Below are 23,746 nucleotides of genomic sequence, written 5' to 3'. Positions count from 1 at the left end.
CCCCCGCCTCTGCTCACAGGCGGTCGCGCAGGCGGTCGACCCGCTGAAGCAGGTCGGCGCCTGCCTCCTCGGTCACCGTGTCGCGGCGGCTCGGGCTCTGGAGGTGGCGGACGAACCGGTCGAGGGCCTGCTCGGCCTGCCGGGTCTTGCCGGACGCGAGGTGCCGCTCGGCCTGGTCCAGGGCCTGGGTGAGCTGGCCGACGACCGGCCCGGCCACCGCGCCGGCGGCGACGTGCCGGTCGAGCGCGGAGCGGATGCCGTCGACGGACACCTCGTAGAGGCGGTAGTCGTCGGCGAGCGCGTCGAAGGCCGCGAGCTCCTCGGCCCAGCCGGCGATGATCTCGTCGGGGTCGACGCCCGCCTCGAGCTGGAGACGCACGTCCTTGTCACCGGTGAGCCGGTCGATCCAGCACGTGTCGGCCTCGGTCTCGCAGCGCTGGTTGGGGTAGATCGTCCCCTCGCGCCAGTCGACCTCGGGGGTGTCGTAGAACGCCTGGAGGACGTGCAGGCCGGTGCGCACCGGGACGTAGGAGGCCGGGTCCGTGATGTGGACCTCGACGCCGCCGGAGAGACGCCCGCCCTGTTTCTGCCCGGCGGCCGGGTTGGCGAACATCGGCCGGAAGTGGACGCCCTCGAGGCCGCGGGAGTTGAGGTCCTCGGCGAGCGCGTACGCCTCGACCTCGTCCAGGTCCCCGTGCCCGATCCACAGGAACGGCTTGGTCGTGCCGCGACCCTCCGAGGCGTCGAGCGACTCGATGAGGCCGGTGCCGGCGTAGGCCCACGCCGTCTCGAGCGTGGGGATGTTCGGGGAGGGCAGCACCCACTCCAGGCCGTAGCCGTCGACGAAGTCGTCGGGGTCGTAGCCCTCCATCTGCACGACGTGGAAGTTCTCCACCGGCTCCTCGAGGAACTCGCCGTTGAACAGGGCGGCGAGCTCACCGACGGTGAGGCCGTGCTGCATGGGGATCTCGCGCAGCCCGACGAAGGAGGAGACCGACGGGTCGAGGACCGGCCCGTCCATCCGGTCGCCGAGGGGGTTCGGCCGGTCGAGGACGACGAAGTCCTTGCCGAACTCCGCCGCGGCGTCCATCGCGTAGTACATCGTCCAGATGTAGGTGTAGAAGCGGGCGCCGATGTCCTGGATGTCGAAGAGCAGGACGTCGACGTCCGCGAGCATCTCGGCGGTGGGCCGCTGGGTGGCGCCGTAGAGGGACCACACGGTGAGGCCGGTGCGCGGGTCCTCGTAGTTGGGGACCTGGGCGCCGGCGGGTGCGCCGCCGAGGATGCCGTGCTCCGGCGCGTAGAGGGCGGTGAGCTCGTAGCCGCCCTCCTCCTGGTGCTCGACGAGGAGGTCCATCGTGTGGGTGAGCTCGCTGTCCACGCCGGTGGGGTTGGTGATGAGACCGACGCGCTTGCCCTCGAGCAGGTCGAGCTGGTCCTCGAGGAGGACCTCGACGCCGAGCTCGACGGTCGGTCCGTCGGGTTCCGGGGAGTCACCGTGGCCGGGTCCGCCCGGTCCGCGGTCGGCTCCGGTGGTGCTGCCGACGCCGAGCGTCAGCGCCCCGGACAGGGCGATCGCGAGGGCGACGCCGGCCCGGGAGGGCTTTCGTAGGGTCATGACCTTCACTCCTTCGTTGGGGTGGGTAGGACAGGCGCCGAGGCGGCGGCGGGCGTGAGTCCCGCGAGCAGGAGCCCGGCGGCGGCTGTCGTGGCCAGTCGGCGGCGTGTGCGCATACGGATGATCCCCTCCATCACTCCGGCGTGGCGTGGGTCACGCTAGGGCTGCCGCGCAGGTGGTGTCAATCCTTACCCCGTAGCGCCAGCTGTACAGAACTCCTTTACACACACCCTTCATGGGCCGGCGAGGACTTCCCCTGGTCCGTCCCGCGAAAAGGTCAGCGGAGAGTCAGGATCAGCCGGTACGCTTTACCGGATCCGATCCCAGGAGGATGCATGTCCCGCCGGGCGCACGCCTGCGCCGTCGCGGCCGCCGCGCTGGCGTTCGCCATGGCGGGATGCGGCGAGCCGCCGGGGGAGGACTCCGCCCACCTCGCCTCCGCGGGCCTGTCGACCGTGACGTTCCGGCTGTGGGACGAGGCCGCCGCGGACGCCTACCGCGAGTCCTTCGACGCGTTCAACGCCATCCACCCCGGCGTCCACGTCGACGTCGAGGTCGTCCCCCACGACGCCTACGCCGAGGCCGCCGCCTCCGACCTCGCGGCGGGCACGATGGCCGACATCTTCTGGACGACGAGCGAGGACGTCGCCGCCGAGGCCGGCTCCGGTCACCTCCTGCCCCTCGGCGAGGTGATCGGCGAGGACCAGGAGACGTGGGCCCCGGAGCTGGCCGAGCCCTACGCGGCGGACGGGGAGCTGTGGGCGGTGCCCCAGCTGTGGGACGCGACCGTCCTGTTCTACAACACCGAGCTCGTCGAGCGGTCGGGCGTGGACCCGGCGGCGCTCACCTGGGACCCGGCCGCCGTCGAGGAGGACGTCCTCGTCGCGACCTCCGCCCCCGCGTCCAGCTCCGAGCCCGCGCCGGAGACGGCGCAGGAGACCGCCCCCACGGACGACACGCTGCGCGCGGCGGTGCGCGCACTGACCCGCGACTCCTCCGGCCGGAGCGCGACGGAGGAGGGCTTCGACCCCGCCGCCGTCGCCGAGTACGGCTACAACACCGACCTCACCTCCCCGGCCGTCTGGCTGCCGTTCCTCGCCCAGCTCGGGGCCCGTTCGGAGGGGCCGCAGGACCTCGTGCTCGACGGCCCCGCGGGCCGGGCGACGTTCTCCTACCTCGCCGCACTGCCCGACGAGGGCGCCCGGGCGGCGGACGTCACCGCCCGCCAGCTCTTCACCGGCGGGCGACTCGCGCTGTACCAGTCGACCTCCGCAGACCTGCCCCACCTGCAGAGCCACGCCCAGGCCGAGTGGGGCCTCGCCCCGGTCCCTGCCGGACCCGAGGGCGCGGCCACCGTCGTCGACGGCGTCGGGGCCGCGGCCAACGCGGCGAGCGAGCAGCCGGAGGCCACCGCCCAGGTGCTGCAGTGGCTCGCCTCGAGCAACGGGCAGTCCGCCCTCGCCGGCCACGGCGTGGGCATCCCGGCCGCCGCAGGGGCGCAGGACCTGTACCGGGAGGCTTGGGCGCTGCGGGGCGTGGACGTCTCCGCCGCGCTCGACGTCCCCGCCGTCAGCGCGCCCACCGGCCCACGGGTGGCCGACGCCCTCGAGGCCGTCCGTCCACTCCTCGCCCGCCTGTTCCGCGGCGAGATCCCCACGCAGGAGGCCCTCACGGCCGCCCAGACCACCGCCCTGGCGATCCTCAGCCCCTGAGGAGAAAACCCGGTGACACCCCCGCCGCCCGGGCGTACCGTCGTCGGTACACGTGGAAGGAGGTGGTCCAGAAGATGAGCAACGCATGGACACGTGAGGTGGCTGTCCGCTAGCCGTCCGACGGACGGACCTGTCGGTCCCACCGCCGAACGGCGGCGAGATCCCGGCAGTCACCGGCACCCGCGGGAGCCGTGGCATCGTCCACCACGGCACCCTGGCCAAGACCAGGAGCCCGCGGGTGCTCCCACGCCCTGGCAGGCTAGGGGCATGGACCTTCGCATCTTCGTCGAGCCCCAGCAGGGGGCCACCTACGGTGACCAGCTCGCCCTCGCGCAGCGCGCCGAGCAGCTCGGCTTCTCCGGCTTCTTCCGCTCCGACCACTACCTGCGCATGGGCGCCGGTGACCCGCTGCCCGGCCCCACCGACGCGTGGACCACGCTCGCCGGCCTCGCCCGCGAGACCTCGACGATCCGCCTCGGCACCCTCGTCTCCTCCGCGACCTTCCGCCTGCCTGGCGTGCTCGCCATCCAGGTGGCCCAGGTCGACGAGATGTCCGGCGGGCGGGTCGAGCTCGGCCTGGGCGCCGGGTGGTTCGCCGAGGAGCACGCCGCCTACGGCATCCCCTTCCCCGACAAGCGCTTCGGCCTGCTCACCGAGCAGCTCGAGATCGTCACCGGGCTGTGGGCCACCCCGGTCGGGGAGACCTTCAGCCACTCCGGTGAGCACTACCAGCTCACCGACTCCCCCGCCCTGCCCAAGCCGGTGCAGAGCCCGCTGCCCGTCGTCGTCGGCGGCAACGGACCCCGCCGGACGCCGCGCCTGGCCGCCCGGTTCGCGGCCGAGTACAACCAGTCCTTCCCGGAGAAGGCCGCCGTCGCCGCCCAGCGCGACCGGGTCCGCGCCGCCTGCGAGGAGGTCGGCCGCGACCCCGACGAGCTCGTCTACTCCGCCGCGTTCGTCGCGTGCGTGGGCCGTGACGACGCCGAGGTCGCCCGCCGGGCCGCCGTCATCGGCCGCGACCCCGAGGAGCTGCGCCGCAACGGCCTGGCCGGCACGCCCCAGGAGGTCCTCGACGGTCTCGCCGCGCTCCGCGAGCAGGGCATCACCCGCGTCTACCTCCAGTGCCTGGACCTCGGCGACCTCGAGCACCTCGACCTCGTCGCGAGCGAGGTCATGGCCCACCTCCCCGCCTCGGCATGACGGACGACGACGCGGCGGGCGTGGACTCGGTGTGGACCGCCGAGGCCTACGGGTCCGACGCGCTCACGCCGCTCGCGTGGTGGGGCGCCCGGACCTCCCGGGTACGCCTCGGCACCGGCATCGCCCAGATCTCGGCACGCACGCCCACGGCGACGGCGATGGCCGCCCTCACCCTCGACCACCTCTCCGGCGGGCGCTTCGTGCTCGGGCTCGGCGCCTCCGGCCCGCAGGTCGTCGAGGGCTGGTACGGCCGGCCCTACCCGCGGCCGCTGGAGCGCACCCGCGAGTACGTCGACGTCGTGCGCCAGGTGCTCCGGCGCGAGGCGCCCGTGCACCTCGAGGGCCGTCAGGTGCGCCTCCCGCTCACCGGGGAGGGGACGACCGGGGAGGGCGAGGCGCTGCGCCCCACGGTCCACCCGCTGCGCGCGGACCTGCCCATCCACCTCGCGGCCCAAGGGCCGAGGAACGTCGCGCTGGCCGCGGAGATCGCCGACGGCTGGCTGCCCGCGTTCCTCTCCCCCCGGCTCGACGGCTGGGCGCGTGAGCAGCTCGCCGCGGGCTTCGCCCGACGCGACCCCCGGCTCGCGCCGGCCGACCGGTTCGAGGTCAACGTCAGCCTGCCGCTGGCGGTGGGCGCCGACGTCGAGGCGGCGGCGGACCTGCTGCGCCCGCACCTCGCGCTGTACGTCGGCGGGATGGGCTCGGAGCGCTCGAACTTCCACCGCGAGGCGGTCGAGCGGCTCGGTCACGACGCCGCGTGCGCGCAGATCGCCCGGCTGTGGGCCGCCGGGGACCGGGAGGGAGCGGCACGCGCGGTGCCGACCGAGCTCGTCCTCGACGTCGCCCTGGCGGGGCGGCCCGACCAGGTCCGCGCCCAGCTGCGCGCCTGGGAGGGGACGGTGGCCACCGGTGTCCTCCTCCAGCTGCCGCCCGCGGCCGTCCCCGCGGCCCTGGAGGCGCTGCGGCCCTGAGTCTGCGTCGTCGCGTCACGGACCGCTTATGCTCAGCGCGAGCGTAAGGGTGTAGGGTGACGCGGTCCGCCTCCCACGGCGAAAGAGAGCACCTCGATGGCCGAGCACACCCAGACCGCCTCGCTCACCCGGGCCCAGCGCCTGGACCGGCTTCCCTTCACCCGCCCGCACCGCCGGCTCCTCGGCGGCTCCGGCATCGGCTGGGCGCTGGACGCCATGGACGTCGGTCTCATCTCCTTCGTCATCGCGGCGCTGGGCGTGGAGTGGGGCCTCAGCGACGGTCAACGGTCGTGGATCGTCTCGGCGGGCTTCGTCGGCATGGCCATCGGTGCGAGCGTCGGCGGGCTGCTCGCCGACCGCATCGGCCGCCGGCAGGTCTTCGCCCTCACCCTCCTCGTCTACGGCCTGGCCACCGGCGCGTCGGCCCTCGCCACCGGCCTGGTCGCGCTCATCGTCCTGCGCTTCGTCGTCGGCCTGGGGCTGGGCGCCGAGCTGCCCGTCGCCTCGACGCTCGTCAGCGAGTACGCCCCGAAGAGCATCCGCGGCCGCGTCGTCGTCATCCTCGAGGCCTTCTGGGCGGTCGGGTGGATCGCCGCGGCCCTCATCGGCTACTTCGTCGTGCCCGGCGAGAACGGGTGGCGCTGGGCGTTCGTCATCGGCATGGTTCCGGCGTTCTACGCGCTCTACGTGCGGCTGCACCTGCCGGAGTCCGTGCGCTTCCTCGAGCGCAAGGGCCGTGTCGAGGAGGCCGAGGCCGCGGTCCGGACCTACGAGGAGGCCGCCGGGATCGAGCCCGTGCCCTCCCCCGGCGTCGTCGAGGAGTCCGCCCCGCCGCGCTGGCGCACGCTGTGGGCACCGCGCTTCCGCCGGCGCACCGCGGCCCTGTGGGTCGTGTGGTTCGGGGTGAACTTCGCCTACTACGGCGCGTTCATCTGGCTGCCGTCCCTGCTCGTCGCCCAGGGCTTCTCCCTGGTCAAGTCCTTCGAGTACACGCTGATCATCACCCTCGCCCAGCTCCCCGGCTACGCCCTCGCGGCGTTCCTCATCGAGAAGTGGGGCCGCCGGGCGACCCTCGCCGCCTTCCTCGCCGGCTCGGCGGTGGCGGCGCTGCTCTTCGGCCAGGCGACCACCGTCCCGGCGATCATCGCCGCCGGCATGGCACTGTCCGCGTTCAACCTCGGGGCGTGGGGGGCGCTGTACGCGGTGAGCCCGGAGGTCTACCCGACGGCGCTGCGGGGAACCGGCTCCGGCTCCGCCGCCGCCTTCGGCCGGCTCGCCTCGATCATCGCGCCGCTCGCCGTGCCGTGGCTCGTCGGCCGCGGCGGCAGCTCGGTCGCCTTCCTCGCCTTCGGGATCGCGTTCGTCATCGCCATGGTCGGTGCCCTCTTCCTGCCCGAGCTCAAGGGCGCCGCCCTCGAGGAGGAGTAGGGGTCGCCCGCTACTCTCCCGCCAGCTGCGCCTGCGCGGCGGCCCGGTGCTCCTCACGGCCCGTCGTCAACGCGAACAGGCCGTAGCCCACCGGACCGGCCGCCATGAGCGCAGCGCACCGCTCCTCCAGCCGCGGCCAGTCCCGGCCGCCCGCCTCCGCGTAGGCGGCGACGGTCGCGGCGAACGCCTCGGGCGGCGCGAAGGCGTGCTGGTACATGAAGTCCCGCGCCGGGTCGTCCACCCGGGCCGTCGTCCAGTCCAGGACGCCCGAGACGGCGTCGTCGTCCTCGATGAGAACGTGTGCCGGGTAGAGCTCGCCATGGGTGAAGACGGTCTCCTCGGGCCACAGCCCGTCGTCCTCGAGCCAGGCATCCAGCCGACGACGCAGCTCGAGGTGGACCTCGAACTCAGCCGCGACCCTGTCGATGTCCTCGGCCCAGCGTTCGCGGACCTCCGCCGGGCTGCGGACCTCCACGCCCACCCCCTCCGCCTCGTCCACCGGGGCGGCGTGCAGCGCGGCGAGCAGGCGGCCGAGCTCGGCGGCGTACTGCTCGGATCCCGGGTCGAGGTGCCACACGACGTCCTCACCCTGGATCGTCAGGCCGGGCCGGCCGGGCAGCAGCGGGTAGGCGACGAGGTCGGGGGCCACGACGTGCCAGTCGGGCACGGCCACGGGCAGGTGGCGCGAGGCGAAGGCGAGGATCGCCTGCTCCTGCTCGACGGCCGCCTGGACGTCCGGGCGACGCGGAACCCGCAGCACCCACTCCCGCCCGTGGACGTCGTGGGCGTAGGCCACGTGGAAGTCGAGGCCGGCGTCGTTGTGCCGCAGGGTGCGCGGCCGCAGCTGCAGGCCGTGGGCCGCGGCCCGGGCGAGTAGGTCGGCGTCACCCGTCATGGAGAAGACTCTCCCAGGGGGCAGGTCGTACCGCACCCGTTGCCGGTCGTGCCACTTCCTCTCACCGGCGCGTCCGTGCCCGGAGCGCGGCGCTCACCCCGCGCCGGCGGACTCCGCGAGAGGGCCGCTGAGCCACGCGGTGACCTCGCGGGGCGACCTGAGGCGGACGACGGGCAGGTGCGGGAGCTGCTGGGCGGCCGCCGTGACCCGTGCCCGGTTCCCTGCCCTGTGCGTGACTGCCCATCGCACGACGTGCTCCCGGTCGGTGAGAACGGTGTGCAGCGGCGGCTCGACGTTCCCGTTCCACAGCACCTCGCGCCTCACCCGCCGGCGCACCGTGCGGCGCACGAGCCGCGGCAGCGTCACCGTGGCGAACGGCAGGTCGAGCCAGACGAGGAGGTCGGCACGCTCGAGGAGCAGCGGGCGGGCGGCCGCGTACTGCCACTCGGTGGTCCACGTCTCGCGCGCCGCCAGCGCGCGGACCTCGTCGCAGAACTCCGCCCGCGGCACCCAGCCGGGACCGTGGAACAGGGAGTCCAGCTCGGTGTGGGGCGCGTCGAGCACCGCGGCCACGTCGCGGGCGACGGTCGTCTTGCCCGAGCCGGAGACGCCCGCGACGAGCACCCGCTGCGGCCGCCCGGGCAGCCGTGCGTCGAAGGGGAGCACGGCGGCATGCTACGCGCCGGCACCCGGCCACGACGCAGCCCGCGTCGCCCCCGGGCGGGTCCGGCGCGGTGGAGGCAGCCGCGCCGGACCGGCCGGTCAGTGGGCCGTGTCCCCCGCCATGAGCTCGGCGAAGTACTTCCCGACCCGCTCGTCGGCCCAGCTCCAGGCGTCCTCACCGCGCATGACGACGTCGGAACCGCCGTCGCAGTAGATCGTCTGGCCCGCGCAGTGGGAGTTCTCCACCGAGGTGAGCCAGATGCACAGGTTGGCGATGGACTCCGGCGGCTGGTGGTAGTTCAGCGGCATCGGGACGACGGCGTCGAGGAAGGCGACGGACTCCGGGGTCGCGCGCAGCTCCTCGGTCATCGGGGTCTTGACGATGCCCGGCGCCACGGCGTTGAGCGCGATGCCCGCGCCCGCCCACTCCGCAGTCACGGACTGGGCGCGGACCCAGCGGGAGATCGCCCGCTTGGACGACGCGTAGATGAGGCCGCCGGCCCGCGGGTCGGCAGCGAGCTGCTCGGCCATCGCCCGGGCAGTCGCCTCGTCACCCTCGAGCATCGCCTGGACGAGCGGCGGGTAGTTGGGCTGCAGCGAGGACATCGAGCTGACGACGGCGACGCGCGGCGCGGCGGACCGGGCCAGCGTCGGGCGGATCCCCTCGAGGAACTCGGTGACGCCGTAGTAGTTCACCGAGACGGTGAGCGGGCTGACGGCCGAGACACCGGCCGAGGCGATGACGGCGTCGACCGTCCCGCCGGCCGCCTCGACGGCGTCGGCCACGCCCTGGCGACGGCCCTCGGGGGTCGACAGGTCGGCCGTGACCTCGGTCCCCCGGAGGTCCACGCCGACGACGGTCGCGCCTGCCTCACGCAGCAGCCGTGCCGCGGCGGCGCCGATCCCCGATCCTGCTCCGGTGATGACGTAAATACGGGACATGGGACCCTCCTTCGTTGGTGACCCAACTCTTCTCCTGCCGCACCCCGGGAGGTGGGCCCAAGGTCCCGTTCGGAGTCAGGCGCCGACGACAGGGCTGCGCCGCTCGAGCAGCACGATGTCGCGCCAGCTCCCGGCGAACGGCCCGCGCTCCATCCGGGCGATCCGCCGGCGGATGCCGACCTCACGGAAGCCGGCGCCCAGGTGCAGCGCGAGGCTCGGCAGGTTCTCCGGGAACACGGAGGACTGGAGCGTCCAGATCCCCGCCTCCTCCGTCGAGCGGACGAGGGCGTCGAGGAGGAGGCGGCCCACGCCCCGCCCGCGCGCGGCGCCGGCGACGTACACCGAGTCCTCCACCACGCCCGCGTAGGCGGCACGTGTGGAGACCGCGCTCACCGTGGCCCACCCGAGGACGGCGTCGTCGTCGAGGCACACGAACCGGTGGGCGCGCAGCCGGCCCTGGTCGAAGGCCTCCCAGCTCGGGGTGGCCGCCTCGAAGGTGGCCTGGCCGCCGGCGATGCCCTCGGCGTAGATCGCCTCGACCGCCGGCCAGTGCCGGGCGTCCATGGACACCACCCGCAGCGGGGCGGTGTGCATGGTCGGCTCCGGCACCGGGCCGTCGGTCGGGTCGCTCAGAAGTCCCAGTCCTCGTCCTCGGTGTCCACGGCCTTGCCGATGACGTAGCTCGAGCCGGAGCCGGAGAAGAAGTCGTGGTTCTCGTCGGCGTTGGGGCTCAGCGCGGACAGGATCGCCGGGTTGACGTCGGTCTGGTCCTTGGGGAACAGCCCCTCGTAACCGAGGTTCATCAGCGCCTTGTTGGCGTTGTAGCGCAGGAAGGCGTTGACGTCCTGGGTGAGCCCGAGGGGACCGTAGAGGTCCTCGGTGTACTGCTCCTCGTTCTCGTAGAGCTCCAGGAGCAGGTCGAAGGTGTAGTCCTTGAGCTCCTGGCGCCGCTGCGGGGACGCCTTCTCCACGGCCCGCTGGAACTTGTAGCCGATGTAGTACCCGTGGACGGCCTCGTCGCGGATGATGAGGCGGATGAGGTCCGCGGTGTTGGTGAGCTTGGCCCGCGAGGACCAGTACATCGGGGCGTAGAAGCCGGAGTAGAAGAGGAACGACTCGAGCATCGTCGAGGCGACCTTGCGCTTCTCCGGGTCATCACCGCGGTAGTACTCCATGACGATCGCGGCCTTGCGCTGGAGGTTCTCGTTCTCCTCCGACCACGCGAACGCGGCGTCGATCTCCCGGGTGGAGATGAGGGTGGAGAAGATCGAGGAGTAGCTCTTCGCGTGGACCGACTCCATGAAGGCGATGTTCGTGTACACCGCCTCCTCGTGGGGCGTCACGGCGTCGGGGATGAGGCTCACGGCCCCGACGGTGCCCTGGATCGTGTCGAGCAGGGTGAGGCCGGTGAACACCCGGGTCGTCATGGTCTGCTCGGCGGGGCTGAGCGTGTTCCACGACTGGATGTCGTTGGACAGCGGCACCTTCTCCGGCAGCCAGAAGTTGCCGGTGAGGCGGTCCCAGACCTCGACGTCCTTCTCGTCCTCGACCCGGTTCCAGTTGATCGCCTGGACCCGGTCGACGAGCTTGAGCTTCTCCACGGTGTTTCTCGTTCTCTCTTCTGGTGCGACGGGGGTCAGCGGACGCTCAGAGCGTGCAGCTGACGCAGCCCTCGACCTCGGTGCCGGTGAGCGCCATCTGGCGCAGGCGGATGTAGTAGAGCGTCTTGATGCCCTTGCGCCACGCGTAGATCTGCGCCTTGTTGAGGTCGCGGGTGGTCACGGTGTCCTTGAAGAACAGCGTGAGCGACAGGCCCTGGTCCACGTGCTGGGTGGCCGCCGCGTAGGTGTCGATGATCTTCTCGTAGCCGATCTCGTACGCGTCCTCGTAGTACTCGAGGTTGTCGTTCGACATGTAGGGCGCCGGGTAGTAGACGCGCCCGAGCTTGCCCTCCTTGCGGATCTCGATCTTCGACACGATCGGGTGGATCGAGGACGTCGAGTGGTTGATGTAGGAGATCGAGCCGGTGGGCGGCACGGCCTGGAGGTTCTGGTTGTACAGGCCGTGCTCCATGACGGAGGCGGCCAGCGCGCGCCAGTCGTCCTGGGTGGGGATGCGGGTGCCGGAGCTCTCGAAGAGCTCACGCACGCGCTCCGTGCGGGGCTTCCACTCCTGCTCGACGTACTTGGTGAAGAACTCCCCCGTGGCGTACGTCGAGCGCTCGAAGCCGGCGAAGCTGCGGCCGCGCTCGATGGCGATCTTGTTCGACTCGGTGATCGCGTGGAACGCCACCGTGTAGAAGTAGATGTTGGTGAAGTCCACGCCCTCCTCGGACCCGTAGTAGATCCGCTCGCGGGCGAGGAAGCCGTGGAGGTTCATCTGGCCCAGACCGATGGCGTGGGACTCGTTGTTGCCCTTCTCCACCGAGGGGACCGACCGGATGTGGGTCTGGTCGGAGACCGCGGTCAGCGCGCGGACGGCGGTGCCGACCGTGCGGCCGAGGTCCGGGGAGTCCATCGCCCGGGCGATGTTCAGCGAGCCGAGGTTGCAGGAGATGTCCTTGCCGACCTCCTCGTAGGAGAGGTCGTCGTTGAACGTCGACGGCGTGGAGACCTGGAGGATCTCCGAGCACAGGTTGGACATGCTGATCCGGCCGTCGATCGGGTTCGCGGCGTTCACCGTGTCCTCGAACATGACGTACGGGTAGCCGGACTCGAACTGGATCTCGGCGATCGTCTGGAAGAAGTCGCGCGCCTTGATCGACGTCTTCTTGATGCGGTCGTCGGCGACCATCTCGTCGTACTTCTCCGTCACGCTGATCTCGGAGAAGGGCACCCCGTAGACGCGCTCGACGTCGTAGGGGGAGAACAGGTACATGTCCTCGTTGCGCTTGGCGAGCTCGAAGGTGATGTCGGGGACGACGACGCCGAGGGAGAGGGTCTTGATGCGGATCTTCTCGTCCGCGTTCTCCCGCTTGGTGTCGAGGAACCGCATGATGTCGGGGTGGTGGGCGTTGAGGTAGACCGCCCCCGCACCCTGTCGGGCCCCGAGCTGGTTGGCGTAGGAGAAGGAGTCCTCGAGGAGCTTCATCACGGGGATGACGCCGGAGGACTGGTTCTGGATGCGCTTGATCGGCGCACCGGCCTCACGCAGGTTGGTGAGCGAGAGCGCGACGCCGCCGCCGCGCTTGGACAGCTGCAGGGCGGAGTTGATGCCGCGGGCGATGGACTCCATGTTGTCCTCCACGCGCAGGAGGAAGCAGGAGACGAGCTCGCCACGGGAGGCCTTGCCCGCGTTGAGGAAGGTCGGGGTGGCCGGCTGGAAGCGGCCGGTCGCGATCTCCTCGACCATGGCGACGGCGAAGTCCTCGTCGCCGGCCGCGAGGGTGAGGGCGACCATGACGACGCGGTCCTCGAAGCGCTCGAGGTACTTCGTGCCGTCGAACGTCTTCAGCGTGTAGGACGTGTAGTACTTGAAGGCGCCGAGGAAGGAGTCGAAGCGGAAGCCGAGGGAGTCGACGACCTGCCAGATCCGCTCGAGGAACTCGGGGGTGTAGGCGTCGAGGACGGCCTTCTCGTAGTAGCCCTCGTCCACGAGGTAGCGCAGCCGCTCCGCGACGCTGGGGAACGTCACGGTGTTGGGCACCACGTGCTGGCGGAAGTAGGCGTCGATGGCGTGCTTGTCCGCCTCGAACTGGATCTTGCCGTCCGCGTCGTAGAGGTTGAGCATCGCGTTGAGGGCGTGGTAGTCGAGCTCTGGCGACGTGCCCCGCTGCGTCATGCCGATATCAGTGACCGTTGCTGCCAAAACTGTCCCAATCCCTCACGGACGCGGGTGACGTCCTCTGCTGTTCCGAGTAGTTCGAATCTGTACAAGAACGGCACCTCGAGCTTCGCGGCGATGATGTCGCCGGCGATGCAGTAGGCGGAGCCGAAGTTCGTGTTGCCGGCCGCGATCACCGCACGGCACAAGGAGCGGTTGTGCGGGTCGTTGAGGAACTTGATCACCTGCTTGGGCACCGCTCCGCGCCCGTTGCCACCACCGTAGGTGGGGACGACGAGGACGTACTCCTCGTCGACGGTGAGGAAGGGCTCGGTGGGTCGCAGCGGGATGCGCCGCGCATCGAGCCCCAGCCGTTCGATGAACCGGTGCGTGTTCTCGGAGGCCGAGGAGAAGTAGACGAGGATTCCCATGTCACCCCTCGCGTGTCGTTCGTGCGTGCTCCGGGGAGCCCGTGGACTCGGCCAGGTCGCCGGTCGAGGGCGACCCGGCCGAAGCTCAGACGGCGACAGAGGCGGCCTGCGCCGCCAGCGCCTTGATCTTGTCGGGGCGGAAGCCCGACCAGTGGTCGCCGTCCGCGAAGACGACGGGAGCCTGCTGGTAGCCGAGGGCCTTGACCGTCTCGAGCGCCTCGAGGTCGGTGGAGATGTCGACGACGTCGTACTCCAGGCCGTGCTTGGCGAGCGTGCGGTACGTGGCGTCGCACTGGACGCAGGACGGCTTGCTGAAGACGGTGATGCTCATCGGAGCGGCTCTCCCCTCGTTGCGCCTCGCCCGGGTCGGGCGGCTGAACGACAGACATGTAGTTCGGACCTCGGCTGGAAGACCGACACTACACCTAGTGGTCCGGCTTGGGCACTACCCCTAGGTGTTGTGTCGGAGTGTCGTGTTCTCGGCGTGTCATCCACAGCCTCGCGGCCTATCTGTGCACGGTTGTCCGCAGCCTGGGGACAGCCTGTGGAGAGCGCTGTGGCGCGGCGGGACGGCACTGTTCCAGCGTCCCACCGAGCACTGACATCGCCCCCGTGGGCGGCCGGCGGCGGGGGTGTGGACAGGGTGCGCGGCGTGTCGTCCACAGACGGTGGACGACGGCCCTGGGAGGCCTGGAAATCTCCCTGCTGTGCGGCGCCTCACCCCAGGTGTCGTAACGCACAGGAATCCCCGGAGACAGCCTGGGAGCCATCACTCATGATGGAACTGTGAAGATGAACGTCGAGAGCTTCAACCTCGACCACCGAACCGTCAGTGCACCGTACGTCCGGGTCGCGGACACGAAGACCCTGCCCGGGGGCGACGTCCTCACCAAGTTCGACGTCCGCTTCGCCCAGCCGAACGTCGCCCACCTCGAGATGCCGGTCGTGCACTCGCTCGAGCACCTCATGGCCGAGCACATGCGCAACCACACCGACGCCGTCATCGACGTCTCGCCGATGGGCTGCCAGACCGGGTTCTACGCGCTGCTCCTCGGCGTGGACACCGCGGCGTTCCTCCCGATCCTCGAGGCCACCCTGCGTGACGTCCTCGCGGCACTGGAGGTCCCCGCAGCCAACGAGGTCCAGTGCGGCTGGGGGACGAGCCACGACCTCGCCGGCGCCCAGGGCGCCGCGCGCGCGTTCCTCGACCGTCGTGACGAGTGGGAGCAGGTGCAGGCATGAGCGAGATCTTCGGTGTCCGCGTCGCCCCCGGGTCGCCGCTGACCGCCCCGATCACCACCGTCGACGCCGTCGTCATCGCCGCGATGGAGGAGGAGATCGCGCCGTTCGAGCAGCGCGCCGACCACATCGCCACCCAGCGCCACGTCGGGGCCTCCCGCTCGGTCATCGCGCGGATCGGCGGGCGCAGCGTCCTGCTCATCCGCTCGGGCATCGGCGGGGTCAACGCCGCGACGGCCGCCGTGCTGGCGATCCACGCCGTGCGCACCCCCGTCGTCATCTCGGCGGGGTCGGCCGGCGGGCTCGGCAACGGCGTGCGGGTGGGTGACGTCGTCGTCGGTGACGAGTACGCCTTCGCCGGCGCGGACGCCTCGGCCTTCGGCTACGTGCCCGGCCAGATCCCCGGCATGCCGCCGACCTACCCGGCCTCGCCCGCGCTCGTCGAGCGCGCCCGTCACCGCCCCGGCGTGCTCGTCGGCGCGATGGTCTCGGGCGACTCCTTCGTCGACGCACGCACCGTGGACGTCTTCCGCGAGCGCTTCCCGCGGGCCCTCACCGCGGACATGGAGACGGCGGCGATCGCGCAGGTCTGCTACTCCTTCGGGATCCCCTACGTCGCCGTCCGCGGCGTCTCGGACCTGTGCGGACCCACCGCCGGGGAGGACTTCCACCTCGCGGTCGACGACGTCGCCGTCCTGTCGGCCGACGTCACCCTCGACCTCATCGACGTCCCGGCGGCCGTCCTCCAGGGCTGAGGCTCACACCTCGGCGAGCGCGTTGACCGTCGCGGTCAGCGTCTCCTTCGCGTCCCCGAAGACGAGCTGGGTGCGCTCGGCGAAGAGGAGCTCGTTCTCGATCCCGGCGAAGCCAGGACGCATCGAGCGCTTGAGGAAGAAGACCTGGCCGGCGCGGTCGGCGTCGATGATCGGCATCCCGTAGATCGGGGCGCTCGGGTCGGTGCGCGCGGCGGGGTTGACGACGTCGTTGGCCCCGACGACGAGGACGACGTCGGTCGAGGGCATCGCCGCGTTGACGGCGTCGGCCTCGACGAGCTGCTCGTAGGGCACGTTCGCCTCGGCGAGCAGGACGTTCATGTGGCCCGGCATCCGCCCGGCGACCGGGTGGATGCCGTAGACGGCGTCGACCCCGCGCTCGCGCAGCGCCCCGACGAGCTCGGCGACGGCGTTCTGCGCCTGCGCGACCGCCAGCCCGTAGCCCGGCACGACGACGACCCGGTGGGCGTAGGCGAGGGCGATGGCGACGTCGTCGGGCTGCGCGCGGCGCACCGGCCGGTCGGACTGCTCGGTCGACCCGGCCGTCGACCCGCCCTTGAGCGCACCGAAGAGGATGCCGGTGACCGACCGGCCCATCGCCCGCGCCATCGCGAGGGTGAGGATCGTGCCCGACGCGCCGACGAGCGTGCCGGCGACGAGCATGAGCGTGTTCGGCATCGCCAGGCCGGAGCCGGCGACCGCCAGACCGGTGAACGCGTTGAGCAGCGAGATGACGATGGGCACGTCCGCCCCACCGACGGGCAGCACGAGGAGCAGCCCGAGCACCAGCCCGACGGCGAGCAGCGGACCGCCGAAGGCGGTGTGCCCGGTGGTCGCGGTGAGCACCGCGAGCACGACGGCCGCGAGCGCCGTGACGGCCATGACGATCGGGGCCGCCGGCAGGACGACCGGCCGGGAGGTCATGAGCCCCTGGAGCTTGAGGAAGGTGACGACCGAGCCGGACAGCGCGATGGCGCCGACGAGGACGGCGAAGGCGGAGGCGCCGTTGCCGAGCGCGGTGCCCTCCCCCGCCCACTCGGCGAGCTCGATGATCCCGACCACGGCCGCCGCACCGCCACCCGCGCCGTTGAACACGGCGACGAGCTGGGGCATGTCGGTCATCCGCACGCGGCGCGCGAGCGGCACGGCGACGACCGTGCCGAGGAGGATCGCGACGAGCGCGAGCACGAGGTTGAGCGTGGGGAAGTCGACCGACAGGAGGACGACGAGGACGGCGAGCGCCGCACCGAGGGCGCCGAGCCGGTTGCCCCGGACGGCGGTGCGCGGGGAGCTCAGGCCCTTGAGCGCGAGGATGAAGCAGACCGCGGCGGCGAGGTAGCCGAGGGCGGTGAGCCAGGTGGGCAGCAGGGTCACTTCGTGCTCCCCTTCCGGGCGAACATCTCGAGCATCCGGTCGGTGACGACGAACCCGCCGACGAGGTTGACCGTCGACAGGACCACGGCGAGCAGACCCAGGACGAGGAGGAAGGTGTTCGCGGCGTGCGCGGTGACGACGAGCGCCCCGACGAGGATGATCCCGTGGATGGCGTTGGCGCCGGACATCAGCGGCGTGTGCAGCGTCGAGGAGACCTTCGAGACGACCTCGACGCCGACGAACGCGGCGAGCACGAGGACCGTGAGGATGGTCATCGGGTCACTCATCGGTGCTCTCGTCTCCCTGGGGCACGCCCAGCTCGGTGGGTCGGGGCGGCTGCGCGCGGTGCGCCACGCGGTCGACGCCGTCGTGGGTGACGACGACGCCGTCGAGGATGTCGTCGTCGAGGTCCACGACGATCTCGCCGTCGCGGACGAGCAGGCCGAGCAGCGCCTTGACGTTCTGGGCGTACATGCTCGAGGCGTCGGCGGCGAGGGCGCCGGCCGGTGAGTCGAGCCCGACGACGGTGACCGCGCCGAAGCCGTCGGCGCACGGGACGAGGACGTCCTCGCCGGGCCGGGAGCCCTCGACGTTGCCACCGGTGGCCGCCGCCATGTCGACGACGACGGAGCCGGGCCGCATCGCCGCGACCATGTCGGTCGTGACGAGGCGCGGCGCGGGACGGCCGGGGACGCCCGCCGTCGTGATGAGGACGTCGGCGGCGGCGATGTGCGGGGCGAGCGCGGCCCGCTGGCGGGCGGCGTCGTCCTCGCGCAGGTCGCGGGCGTAGCCGCCGGAGGCCTCGCGCCGGTCGACGCCGACGTCGATGAACGTGGCTCCGACGGACCGCACCTCCTCGGCGGAGTCGGGCCGGATGTCGTTGGCCTGGACGACCGCCCCGAGCCGGCGGGCGGTGGCGATGGCCTGGAGCCCGGCCACGCCCACGCCGAGGACGACCACGCGGGCCGGCGGGACGGTGCCCGCGGCGGTCATCGCGAGCGGGAAGAAGCGGGGCAGGCGCACCGCCGCCTCCAGGACGCAGCGGTACCCGGCGACGAACGCCTGGGAGGACAGCGCGTCCATCGCCTGGGCGCGGGAGGTGCGCGGCAGCCGCTCGAAGCCCAGGGCGGTGATCCGCCGGCCGAGCGCCGCGGCCACCCGGTCCGGCTCGGGCGGCCCGATCATCCCGATGGTGAGGGCGCCCTCGCGCAGCCGGCCGAGCGCGGCGGCGGGCAGCGGGGAGACGTGGGCGACGACGTCGACGGCGTCGAGGTCGACGGCGTCGACGAGCTCGGCGCCGGCCTCGGCGTACTGGGCGTCGGAGAACGTCGCGCGCGCCCCGGCCCCGCGTTCGACGAGGACCCGGGTGCCGCCGCGGGTCAGCGCCCGGACGACCTCCGGCACCAGCGCCACACGGGTCTCGGTCGCGGGCTCGCGTGGAACCGCCAGGGTGATCACGCTCTCACCCTAGTGAGGTGCCCGGGGACGATGGTCCTGGCCGCCGCTCAGGCGGCGTCGCGGCGACGGAAGACGACGGCGCCGACGACCGTGACGGCGAGCGCGAGGATGCCCAGGTAGGCGGCGCTCTGCCCGAAGGACAGGACGTGCTCGGTGTACTCGCACATCGTCCCGGTCGCGTCGGTCGTGCACGTCTCGACGGCGTAGGTCGTGCCGCGCGCGAGCCACCCCTGGACGTTGGTGCCGAGCACCCACGGCGCGGAGCCGGGCACCAGCCCGCGCACCATCCCCTCGCCGATGAGGTAGACGACGGCCACCCCGAGCACCGCCGCGGTGTGCCGCAGGAGGAAGCCCAGCGCCGCGCCGACGAGCGCGGCGACCACGGCGAGCGCGACCACCCGGGCTGCGGTGCCGGCCACGGCGGCCCACTCGTCCCCGCCCATCCCCGAGGCGACCTCGAAGTGGACGGCGATCAGCGACACCCCGGCGACGACGAGCGCGGTCCCGGCGACGGCGAAGGGCACCGCGCCGAGCGCGGCGGCGAGCACCTTCGAGCCGTAGACCCGCAGCCGGCGCGGCTCGAAGGTGAGCCAGGTGCCCATCGCCCCGGTCGTGAGCTCGGCGGCGGTGGACGTGGCGCCGACGAGCAGCGCGGCGAGGAGGAGGACCTGGGCGTAGCCCGCGACGTAGGCCGGCAGGCTCTGCTCCAGGAGCGGCGCCGTGCGCACGTACCACTCGCGCTCCGGCGGGCCGTAGTCCGCACAGCCCCAGTCGACCTGCTGACCGGTCGCCTCGGACTCGGCCGCCTCGTCCTCCAGGCACTGGGCGACCATCTCCTCCCCGTTCTCCTCCCAGTACTCCAGCTCGTCCTGGTAGGCCTTCTCGGCGACGGCGAGCTCCTGCTCCGACATCGGCTGCGCGGACTGCCAGGCGCCGAGGAGGACGAGCAGGGTGGCGAGGAGGGCGCCGACCATGGTGAGGACGACGAGCCGGCGGGCGAACAGGCGCCGCAGCTCGACCGTGAGCAGACGCCTCATGCCCGCTCACCGCCCGCGAGGACGGCATCTCGCCCGGCGTGCCGTCCGGGGGTGTCCTGCTCCAGGCCCTGGCCGGCGGTGAGGTCGAGGAACACCCGCTCGAGGTCGCGCCGCTCCGGGGTGAGCTCGTTGACGTACAGCCCTGCGTGGGCGAGGAGCTCGGTGATCCGGGCCGGGTCCGCCGCCCCGCGAACCCGCAGCCGTCCGGCCTCGAGCCGGACGCGCAGGCCGGCGGCGGTGAGGACCTGCGCGGCGGTGTCGGGGTCGGCGACGCCGACCTTGACCGTCGTCCCGCCGTCGGCCGCGCCGATGACCTCGGCGACGGTCCCCTCGGCGAGCAGGCGGCCGCGGCCGATGATGGAGACCGTGTCGGCGACCTGCTCGACCTCGGCGAGGATGTGGCTGGAGACGAGGACGGTGCGGCCTTCGTCCCCCAGGCGCCGCATCGTCTCGCGGATCTCCCGGATCCCTCCCGGGTCCAGGCCGTTGGTCGGCTCGTCGAAGATCAGCAGGTCCGGGGACTTGAGCAGGGTCGCGGCGATCGCCAGGCGCTGCTTCATGCCCAGGGAGTAGGTCGCGTAGCGGTCCCCGGCCCGGTCGCTGAGCGCGGTCGCGGCGAGGACCTCCTCGACCTTGCCGCGCGGCGCGCCGATGGCGCCGGCGAGCAGGTCGAGGTTGCGCCGCGCCGAGAACGTCGGGAAGAACTTCGGCGACTCGACGATGGCCCCGACCCGTCCGATGACCTCGGGGAGCCGCTGGGGGACCTCGTGGCCGAAGATCCGCATGGTGCCGCTCTCGGGGCGGATGAGGCCGAGGAGCATCCGGATCGTCGTCGTCTTGCCCGAGCCGTTGGGTCCGAGGAAGCCGTGGACCCCGCCCACGGGCACGTGCAGGTCGAGGCTCTCGACGCCGACCCGGCCACCCCCACGGCGCGGGTAGGTGCGGCGCAGCGCGGCTGTGTCGATCGCGAGGTCACCCATCGAGGCTCCAGGGGAAGGGGGTGGAGGTGGGCGACGTCGCCCGCAGGACGGAGGTTATCGGTACGGGACCCCCTGCGTGGGTCGGACCGGACCTCGGGATACCGCCGGGAGCGACACTCTGAAGGTGCGACCGGCCACGAGCGGGCGGACCATGGTCGCCATGGCATCGGAGGACCCGGCAACCGCGAGCACATCTCCCCTCGCCCCGCGCGACGGCGGGCGCACACCCGCGAGCGGCAAGACGTTCCTCGGGCAGCCGCGCGGTCTGGCGAACCTCTTCAGCGTCGAGCTGTGGGAGCGGTTCTCCTTCTACGGCATGCAGGGCATCGTCCTGCTCTACATGTACTTCTCCGTCACCGACGGCGGGCTCGGCATCGACCGGGCCGCCGCTGCGGGGATCGTCGGCGCCTACGGCGGGTCGGTCTACCTCTTCTCCATCCTCGGCGGGTGGGTGGCCGACCGGTTGCTGGGCTCGGAGCGGACGATGCTCGGCAGCGCCGTCCTCATCATGCTCGGCCACATCGCCCTCGCGCTGATCCCCGGCGTCCCCGGGCTCGCCGTCGGCCTCATCCTCATCGCCGTCGGGTCCGGCGGGCTGAAGGCGACGATCACCAACCTCGTCGGGACGCTCTACTCCGCCGACGACCCACGCCGTGACGCCGGCTTCTCGATCTTCTACATGGGGATCAACATCGGCGGGCTCATCGGTCCGCTGCTCACCGGCCTCGCCCAGCAGCGGGCCGGCTTCCACCTCGGCTTCGGGCTCGCGGCGATCGGCATGGCCATCGGCCTGACCCAGTACCTCCTCGCCCGCCGGAACTTCCCCGACTCGGTGCACGAGGTCCCCAACCCGCTGCCGCGGAACCTCTACGGGCGCTACATCGCGATCGGCGCGGGCGCCGTCGTCGTCGTCGTCCTCGCTGTCGTCACCGGGCTGCTCACCGCCGAGAACCTCGCCGACGTCGTCGTCGGCGCGACGATCGTGGCCGCGATCGTCCTGTTCATCTTCCTCCTGTCGAGCAAGCGGATCAGCGCGGACGAGCACTCCCGCGTCGTGTCGTTCATCCCGATGTTCATCGGCTCGGCGGCGTTCTGGGCGCTGTTCCAGCAGCAGTTCACGGTGATCACGATCTACTCCGACACCCGGGTGGAGCGCGACTTCACCGACCTGCCGCTCCTCGGGGACTGGACGATGCCGATCTCCTGGGTGCAGTCCTTCAACCCGTTCTTCATCATCCTGCTCGCGCCGCTGTTCGCCGCGCTGTGGACCAGGCTCGGCCGCCGCCAGCCGACGACCCCGGTGAAGTTCAGCCTCGGCATCATGACGATGGGGGCGGCCTTCCTCATCTTCCTGCCGATGGTGGGGACCACGGCCGTGCCGGTGCTGTGGATCGCGCTCATCATGCTGGTCGCCACGATGGGCGAGCTCATGCTCTCCCCCGTGGGTCTCTCGCTGTCGACGAAGCTCGCGCCGAAGGCCTACCCGGTCATGATGGTCGCGCTGTTCTACCTCTCGCTGGCCCTGGGCACGGCGCTGTCCGGCTCGCTCGCCTCCTTCTACAGCGAGGACAACGAGGGACCGTACTTCGGCACCCTCGGCGCGGTGACGATCGGGGTGGGCCTCGTGCTGCTCGCGCTCTCGCCGCGCATCACGCGCGCCATGCGCGGGGTGCGCTGAGGCGTCGTCGCCGTCCGCGCGCCGCGAACCTGCCACCACGTAGCGCGCCAGGACCCTGGCGGGCCGGCGGGACCGGCGTGTCGTCCGCGTGTCGCGCACTTTGTGGCAGGAACGGCCGATGACGTGACCGACGCCACGGGCAGAGGGGGAACAGCAGCCATTGGTTGACGGTTCAACCGTGCATCCAGGGACGAGCACCGTCCCGCCGCCCCCATCCCGAGGAGCAGTCATGACGCGGATCGCCATCGTCACCGGAAGCGTCCGTCCCGGACGACAGAGCCTCGACGTCGCCCGCTGGGTGAGGTCGCTCGCCGAGCGGCGCACCGACGCCACCTTCGAGATCGTCGACATCGCCGACTTCACCCTGCCGGTGTGGGACGACGTGGCGCCACCCGCGATGGCGCCCAGCAGCACGCCCCACGGCCAGGCCTGGTCCCGCGCGATGGACCAGTACGACGGGTACGTCTTCGTCGTCTCGGAGTACAACCACTCGATCACCGGTGCGCTGAAGAACGCGCTCGACTACCTCTACCTCGAGCTGAGCGACAAGGCCGCCGGCTTCGTCAGCTACGGCTCGGCGGGCGGGGTGCGCGCGGTCGAGCACCTGCGCGGCATCCTGTCCGAGATGCGGGTTGCGCACGTGCGCAACGCGGTGACGCTGCCACTGTCCACCGACTTCGAGAACTACACGACCTTCACCCCCACGGAGTCGTCCACCGCCTCCGTGGAGCCGATGCTCGACCAGCTCGTCGCCTGGGCCACGGCCCTGGAGTCGGTCCGGCAGCCCGCCGTGGTCACCGTCTGACACGTCCGCCCCGGGCGCCAGCGCATCCCGCGGTGCCCGGGGCGCGGGAATGCCCCGGCAGGGGACGGCGTTCCCCCGTCCTCGAGACCCGCTCCGTGGCACCAGTCCCCCAGGGGAGGAAGCATGAGCGTCACGCACGGCGACCACGACGACCACCGCGGGGAGGTCCTCGGCGCCCCGACCGCGCACGCGGCGGTGGGGACCGCGCCCCACGACCACGGAGCGCACGAGGGTGGCGTCGGGCACGAGGACCAGAGCGGGCACGAGGGCCACAGCGGCCACGGCTACCACGTCGCCCAGTTCCGCCGGCTCTTCTGGATCATGCTCGTCCTGGCCGTCCCGACCACGCTGCTCAGCGGGTCCTTCGCCATGGTCCTGGGCTACCGGCTGCCCGACGTGCCGGGGCTGACGTGGGTCTCCCCCGTGCTCGGCACGGTCGTCTACCTGTGGGGCGGGCGGCCCTTCCTCACCGGTGCCGTCGCCGACGTCCGCCGCCGGCAGCCGGGGATGATGCTGCTCATCGGGCTCGCGATCACCGTCGCGTTCCTCTCCTCGTGGGCGGCCACGCTCGGGGTGGTCGACCCCTCCCTGGAGTTCTGGTGGGAGCTCGCCCTCCTCGTCGTCATCATGCTGCTCGGGCACTGGGTCGAGATGCGGTCCCTGGCCCGCACGTCCTCGGCGCTCGACTCCCTCGCCGCGCTCCTGCCCGACGAGGCGGAGCGGGTGAACGGCGAGGGCACCGTCGTCGTCGCCCCCGCGGACCTCGCGGTGGGCGACGTC

General features: G+C 72.1%; 22 protein-coding genes and 1 pseudogene. 9 read left to right on the top strand and 14 right to left on the bottom strand.

What is annotated here, in order from left to right:
- Nucleotides 1-13: 13 nt before the first annotated feature.
- Nucleotides 14-1,618 carry an exo-beta-N-acetylmuramidase NamZ domain-containing protein gene (locus tag FHE66_RS08770; RefSeq protein WP_139072590.1) on the bottom strand — a complete coding sequence of 535 codons (1,605 nt, stop codon included), beginning with the start codon at nt 1,616-1,618 and terminating at the stop codon, nt 14-16.
- A gap of 335 nt (nt 1,619-1,953) precedes the next feature.
- Between FHE66_RS08770 and FHE66_RS08765 the strand changes: the two genes are divergently transcribed.
- From FHE66_RS08765 to FHE66_RS08750, 4 genes are all read left to right on the top strand, one after another.
- Nucleotides 1,954-3,330 (top strand): ABC transporter substrate-binding protein, encoded by a 1,377-nt coding sequence (locus FHE66_RS08765; protein ID WP_139072589.1) that lies wholly within the window; start codon nt 1,954-1,956, stop codon nt 3,328-3,330.
- Between the two features lie 267 nt (nt 3,331-3,597).
- Nucleotides 3,598-4,530, top strand: coding sequence for an LLM class F420-dependent oxidoreductase (locus FHE66_RS08760; RefSeq protein WP_139072588.1), 933 nt, complete (start codon nt 3,598-3,600; stop codon nt 4,528-4,530).
- Complete coding sequence (locus tag FHE66_RS08755; protein ID WP_139072587.1) at nt 4,527-5,501, top strand: LLM class F420-dependent oxidoreductase; 975 nt, start codon at nt 4,527-4,529, stop codon at nt 5,499-5,501. The genes FHE66_RS08760 and FHE66_RS08755 overlap by 4 nt, the downstream gene beginning before the upstream one ends.
- Nucleotides 5,502-5,597: 96 nt before the next feature.
- Nucleotides 5,598-6,929 (top strand): MFS transporter, encoded by a 1,332-nt coding sequence (locus FHE66_RS08750; protein ID WP_139072586.1) that lies wholly within the window; start codon nt 5,598-5,600, stop codon nt 6,927-6,929.
- A 10-nt stretch (nt 6,930-6,939) separates the two neighbouring features.
- On the opposite strand, the gene FHE66_RS08745 is transcribed toward FHE66_RS08750, so the two are convergent.
- The 8 genes from FHE66_RS08745 to nrdH form a co-directional block, all read right to left on the bottom strand.
- Nucleotides 6,940-7,824, bottom strand: coding sequence for a macrolide 2'-phosphotransferase (locus tag FHE66_RS08745; RefSeq protein ID WP_139072585.1), 885 nt, complete (start codon nt 7,822-7,824; stop codon nt 6,940-6,942).
- A 93-nt stretch (nt 7,825-7,917) separates the two neighbouring features.
- Nucleotides 7,918-8,490, bottom strand: coding sequence for an AAA family ATPase (locus FHE66_RS08740; RefSeq protein ID WP_139072584.1), 573 nt, complete (start codon nt 8,488-8,490; stop codon nt 7,918-7,920).
- A gap of 96 nt (nt 8,491-8,586) precedes the next feature.
- Entirely contained in the window at nt 8,587-9,429 is an 843-nt protein-coding gene (locus FHE66_RS08735; RefSeq protein WP_139072583.1) for an SDR family oxidoreductase, read from the bottom strand.
- Nucleotides 9,430-9,504: 75 nt separating this feature from the next.
- The gene (locus FHE66_RS08730) at nt 9,505-10,023 is read right to left on the bottom strand and encodes a GNAT family N-acetyltransferase (RefSeq protein ID WP_230976477.1); all 519 of its coding nucleotides are present in this window, start codon (nt 10,021-10,023) and stop codon (nt 9,505-9,507) included.
- A 35-nt stretch (nt 10,024-10,058) separates the two neighbouring features.
- Nucleotides 10,059-11,030 carry a class 1b ribonucleoside-diphosphate reductase subunit beta gene (nrdF, locus tag FHE66_RS08725; RefSeq protein WP_139072582.1) on the bottom strand — a complete coding sequence of 324 codons (972 nt, stop codon included), beginning with the start codon at nt 11,028-11,030 and terminating at the stop codon, nt 10,059-10,061.
- A 46-nt stretch (nt 11,031-11,076) separates the two neighbouring features.
- Nucleotides 11,077-13,209, bottom strand: a complete 2,133-nt coding sequence (gene nrdE / locus FHE66_RS08720; protein WP_139072581.1) for a class 1b ribonucleoside-diphosphate reductase subunit alpha — start codon at nt 13,207-13,209, stop codon at nt 11,077-11,079.
- Nucleotides 13,206-13,622, bottom strand: a complete 417-nt coding sequence (nrdI, locus tag FHE66_RS08715; protein ID WP_139072580.1) for a class Ib ribonucleoside-diphosphate reductase assembly flavoprotein NrdI — start codon at nt 13,620-13,622, stop codon at nt 13,206-13,208. Before nrdI ends, nrdE begins: the two co-directional genes overlap by 4 nt.
- Before the next feature lie 85 nt (nt 13,623-13,707).
- Nucleotides 13,708-13,953, bottom strand: coding sequence for a glutaredoxin-like protein NrdH (nrdH, locus tag FHE66_RS08710; RefSeq protein WP_139072579.1), 246 nt, complete (start codon nt 13,951-13,953; stop codon nt 13,708-13,710).
- A gap of 461 nt (nt 13,954-14,414) precedes the next feature.
- Here nrdH and FHE66_RS08705 point away from each other — a divergent pair, with 461 nt between their 5' ends.
- Both FHE66_RS08705 and mtnN read left to right on the top strand, forming a co-directional pair.
- Nucleotides 14,415-14,864 carry an S-ribosylhomocysteine lyase gene (locus tag FHE66_RS08705; protein WP_139072649.1) on the top strand — a complete coding sequence of 150 codons (450 nt, stop codon included), beginning with the start codon at nt 14,415-14,417 and terminating at the stop codon, nt 14,862-14,864.
- Entirely contained in the window at nt 14,861-15,616 is a 756-nt protein-coding gene (gene mtnN, locus FHE66_RS08700; RefSeq protein ID WP_230976476.1) for a 5'-methylthioadenosine/S-adenosylhomocysteine nucleosidase, read from the top strand. Before FHE66_RS08705 ends, mtnN begins: the two co-directional genes overlap by 4 nt.
- Nucleotides 15,617-15,619: 3 nt before the next feature.
- Here mtnN and FHE66_RS08695 read toward each other — a convergent pair whose 3' ends face one another.
- From FHE66_RS08695 to FHE66_RS08675, 5 genes are read right to left on the bottom strand one after another with little or no spacing between them, the layout of a single operon-like run.
- Nucleotides 15,620-17,008 carry an NAD(P)(+) transhydrogenase (Re/Si-specific) subunit beta gene (locus tag FHE66_RS08695; RefSeq protein WP_139072578.1) on the bottom strand — a complete coding sequence of 463 codons (1,389 nt, stop codon included), beginning with the start codon at nt 17,006-17,008 and terminating at the stop codon, nt 15,620-15,622.
- Nucleotides 17,005-17,295, bottom strand: a complete 291-nt coding sequence (locus tag FHE66_RS08690; protein ID WP_139072577.1) for an NAD(P) transhydrogenase subunit alpha — start codon at nt 17,293-17,295, stop codon at nt 17,005-17,007. Before FHE66_RS08690 ends, FHE66_RS08695 begins: the two co-directional genes overlap by 4 nt.
- The gene (locus FHE66_RS08685) at nt 17,288-18,466 is read right to left on the bottom strand and encodes an NAD(P)(+) transhydrogenase (Re/Si-specific) subunit alpha (protein ID WP_255303658.1); all 1,179 of its coding nucleotides are present in this window, start codon (nt 18,464-18,466) and stop codon (nt 17,288-17,290) included. The genes FHE66_RS08690 and FHE66_RS08685 overlap by 8 nt, the downstream gene beginning before the upstream one ends.
- A gap of 47 nt (nt 18,467-18,513) precedes the next feature.
- A complete protein-coding gene (locus tag FHE66_RS08680) occupies nt 18,514-19,503 on the bottom strand; it encodes an ABC transporter permease subunit (protein ID WP_139072576.1) in 990 nt (329 codons plus the stop codon).
- Nucleotides 19,500-20,483: an ABC transporter ATP-binding protein gene (locus FHE66_RS08675; RefSeq protein ID WP_139072575.1), complete on the bottom strand. Its 984-nt coding sequence runs from the start codon at nt 20,481-20,483 to the stop codon at nt 19,500-19,502. Before FHE66_RS08675 ends, FHE66_RS08680 begins: the two co-directional genes overlap by 4 nt.
- A 160-nt stretch (nt 20,484-20,643) precedes the next feature.
- Between FHE66_RS08675 and FHE66_RS08670 the strand changes: the two genes are divergently transcribed.
- The 3 genes and pseudogenes from FHE66_RS08670 to FHE66_RS08660 form a co-directional block, all read left to right on the top strand.
- A complete protein-coding gene (locus tag FHE66_RS08670; RefSeq protein ID WP_176554717.1) occupies nt 20,644-22,161 on the top strand; it encodes a peptide MFS transporter in 1,518 nt (505 codons plus the stop codon).
- A 229-nt stretch (nt 22,162-22,390) separates the two neighbouring features.
- Nucleotides 22,391-22,966 carry an NADPH-dependent FMN reductase gene (locus FHE66_RS08665; protein ID WP_139072574.1) on the top strand — a complete coding sequence of 192 codons (576 nt, stop codon included), beginning with the start codon at nt 22,391-22,393 and terminating at the stop codon, nt 22,964-22,966.
- A gap of 123 nt (nt 22,967-23,089) precedes the next feature.
- Nucleotides 23,090-23,746, top strand: a pseudogene (locus FHE66_RS08660) (heavy metal translocating P-type ATPase); the annotation flags it as partial.

It is taken from the genome of Georgenia sp. 311 (assembly GCF_006151955.1).
Classification (GTDB): domain Bacteria; phylum Actinomycetota; class Actinomycetes; order Actinomycetales; family Actinomycetaceae; genus Oceanitalea; species Oceanitalea wutianyii.
This window is presented reverse-complemented; position numbering and strand designations above follow the sequence as displayed.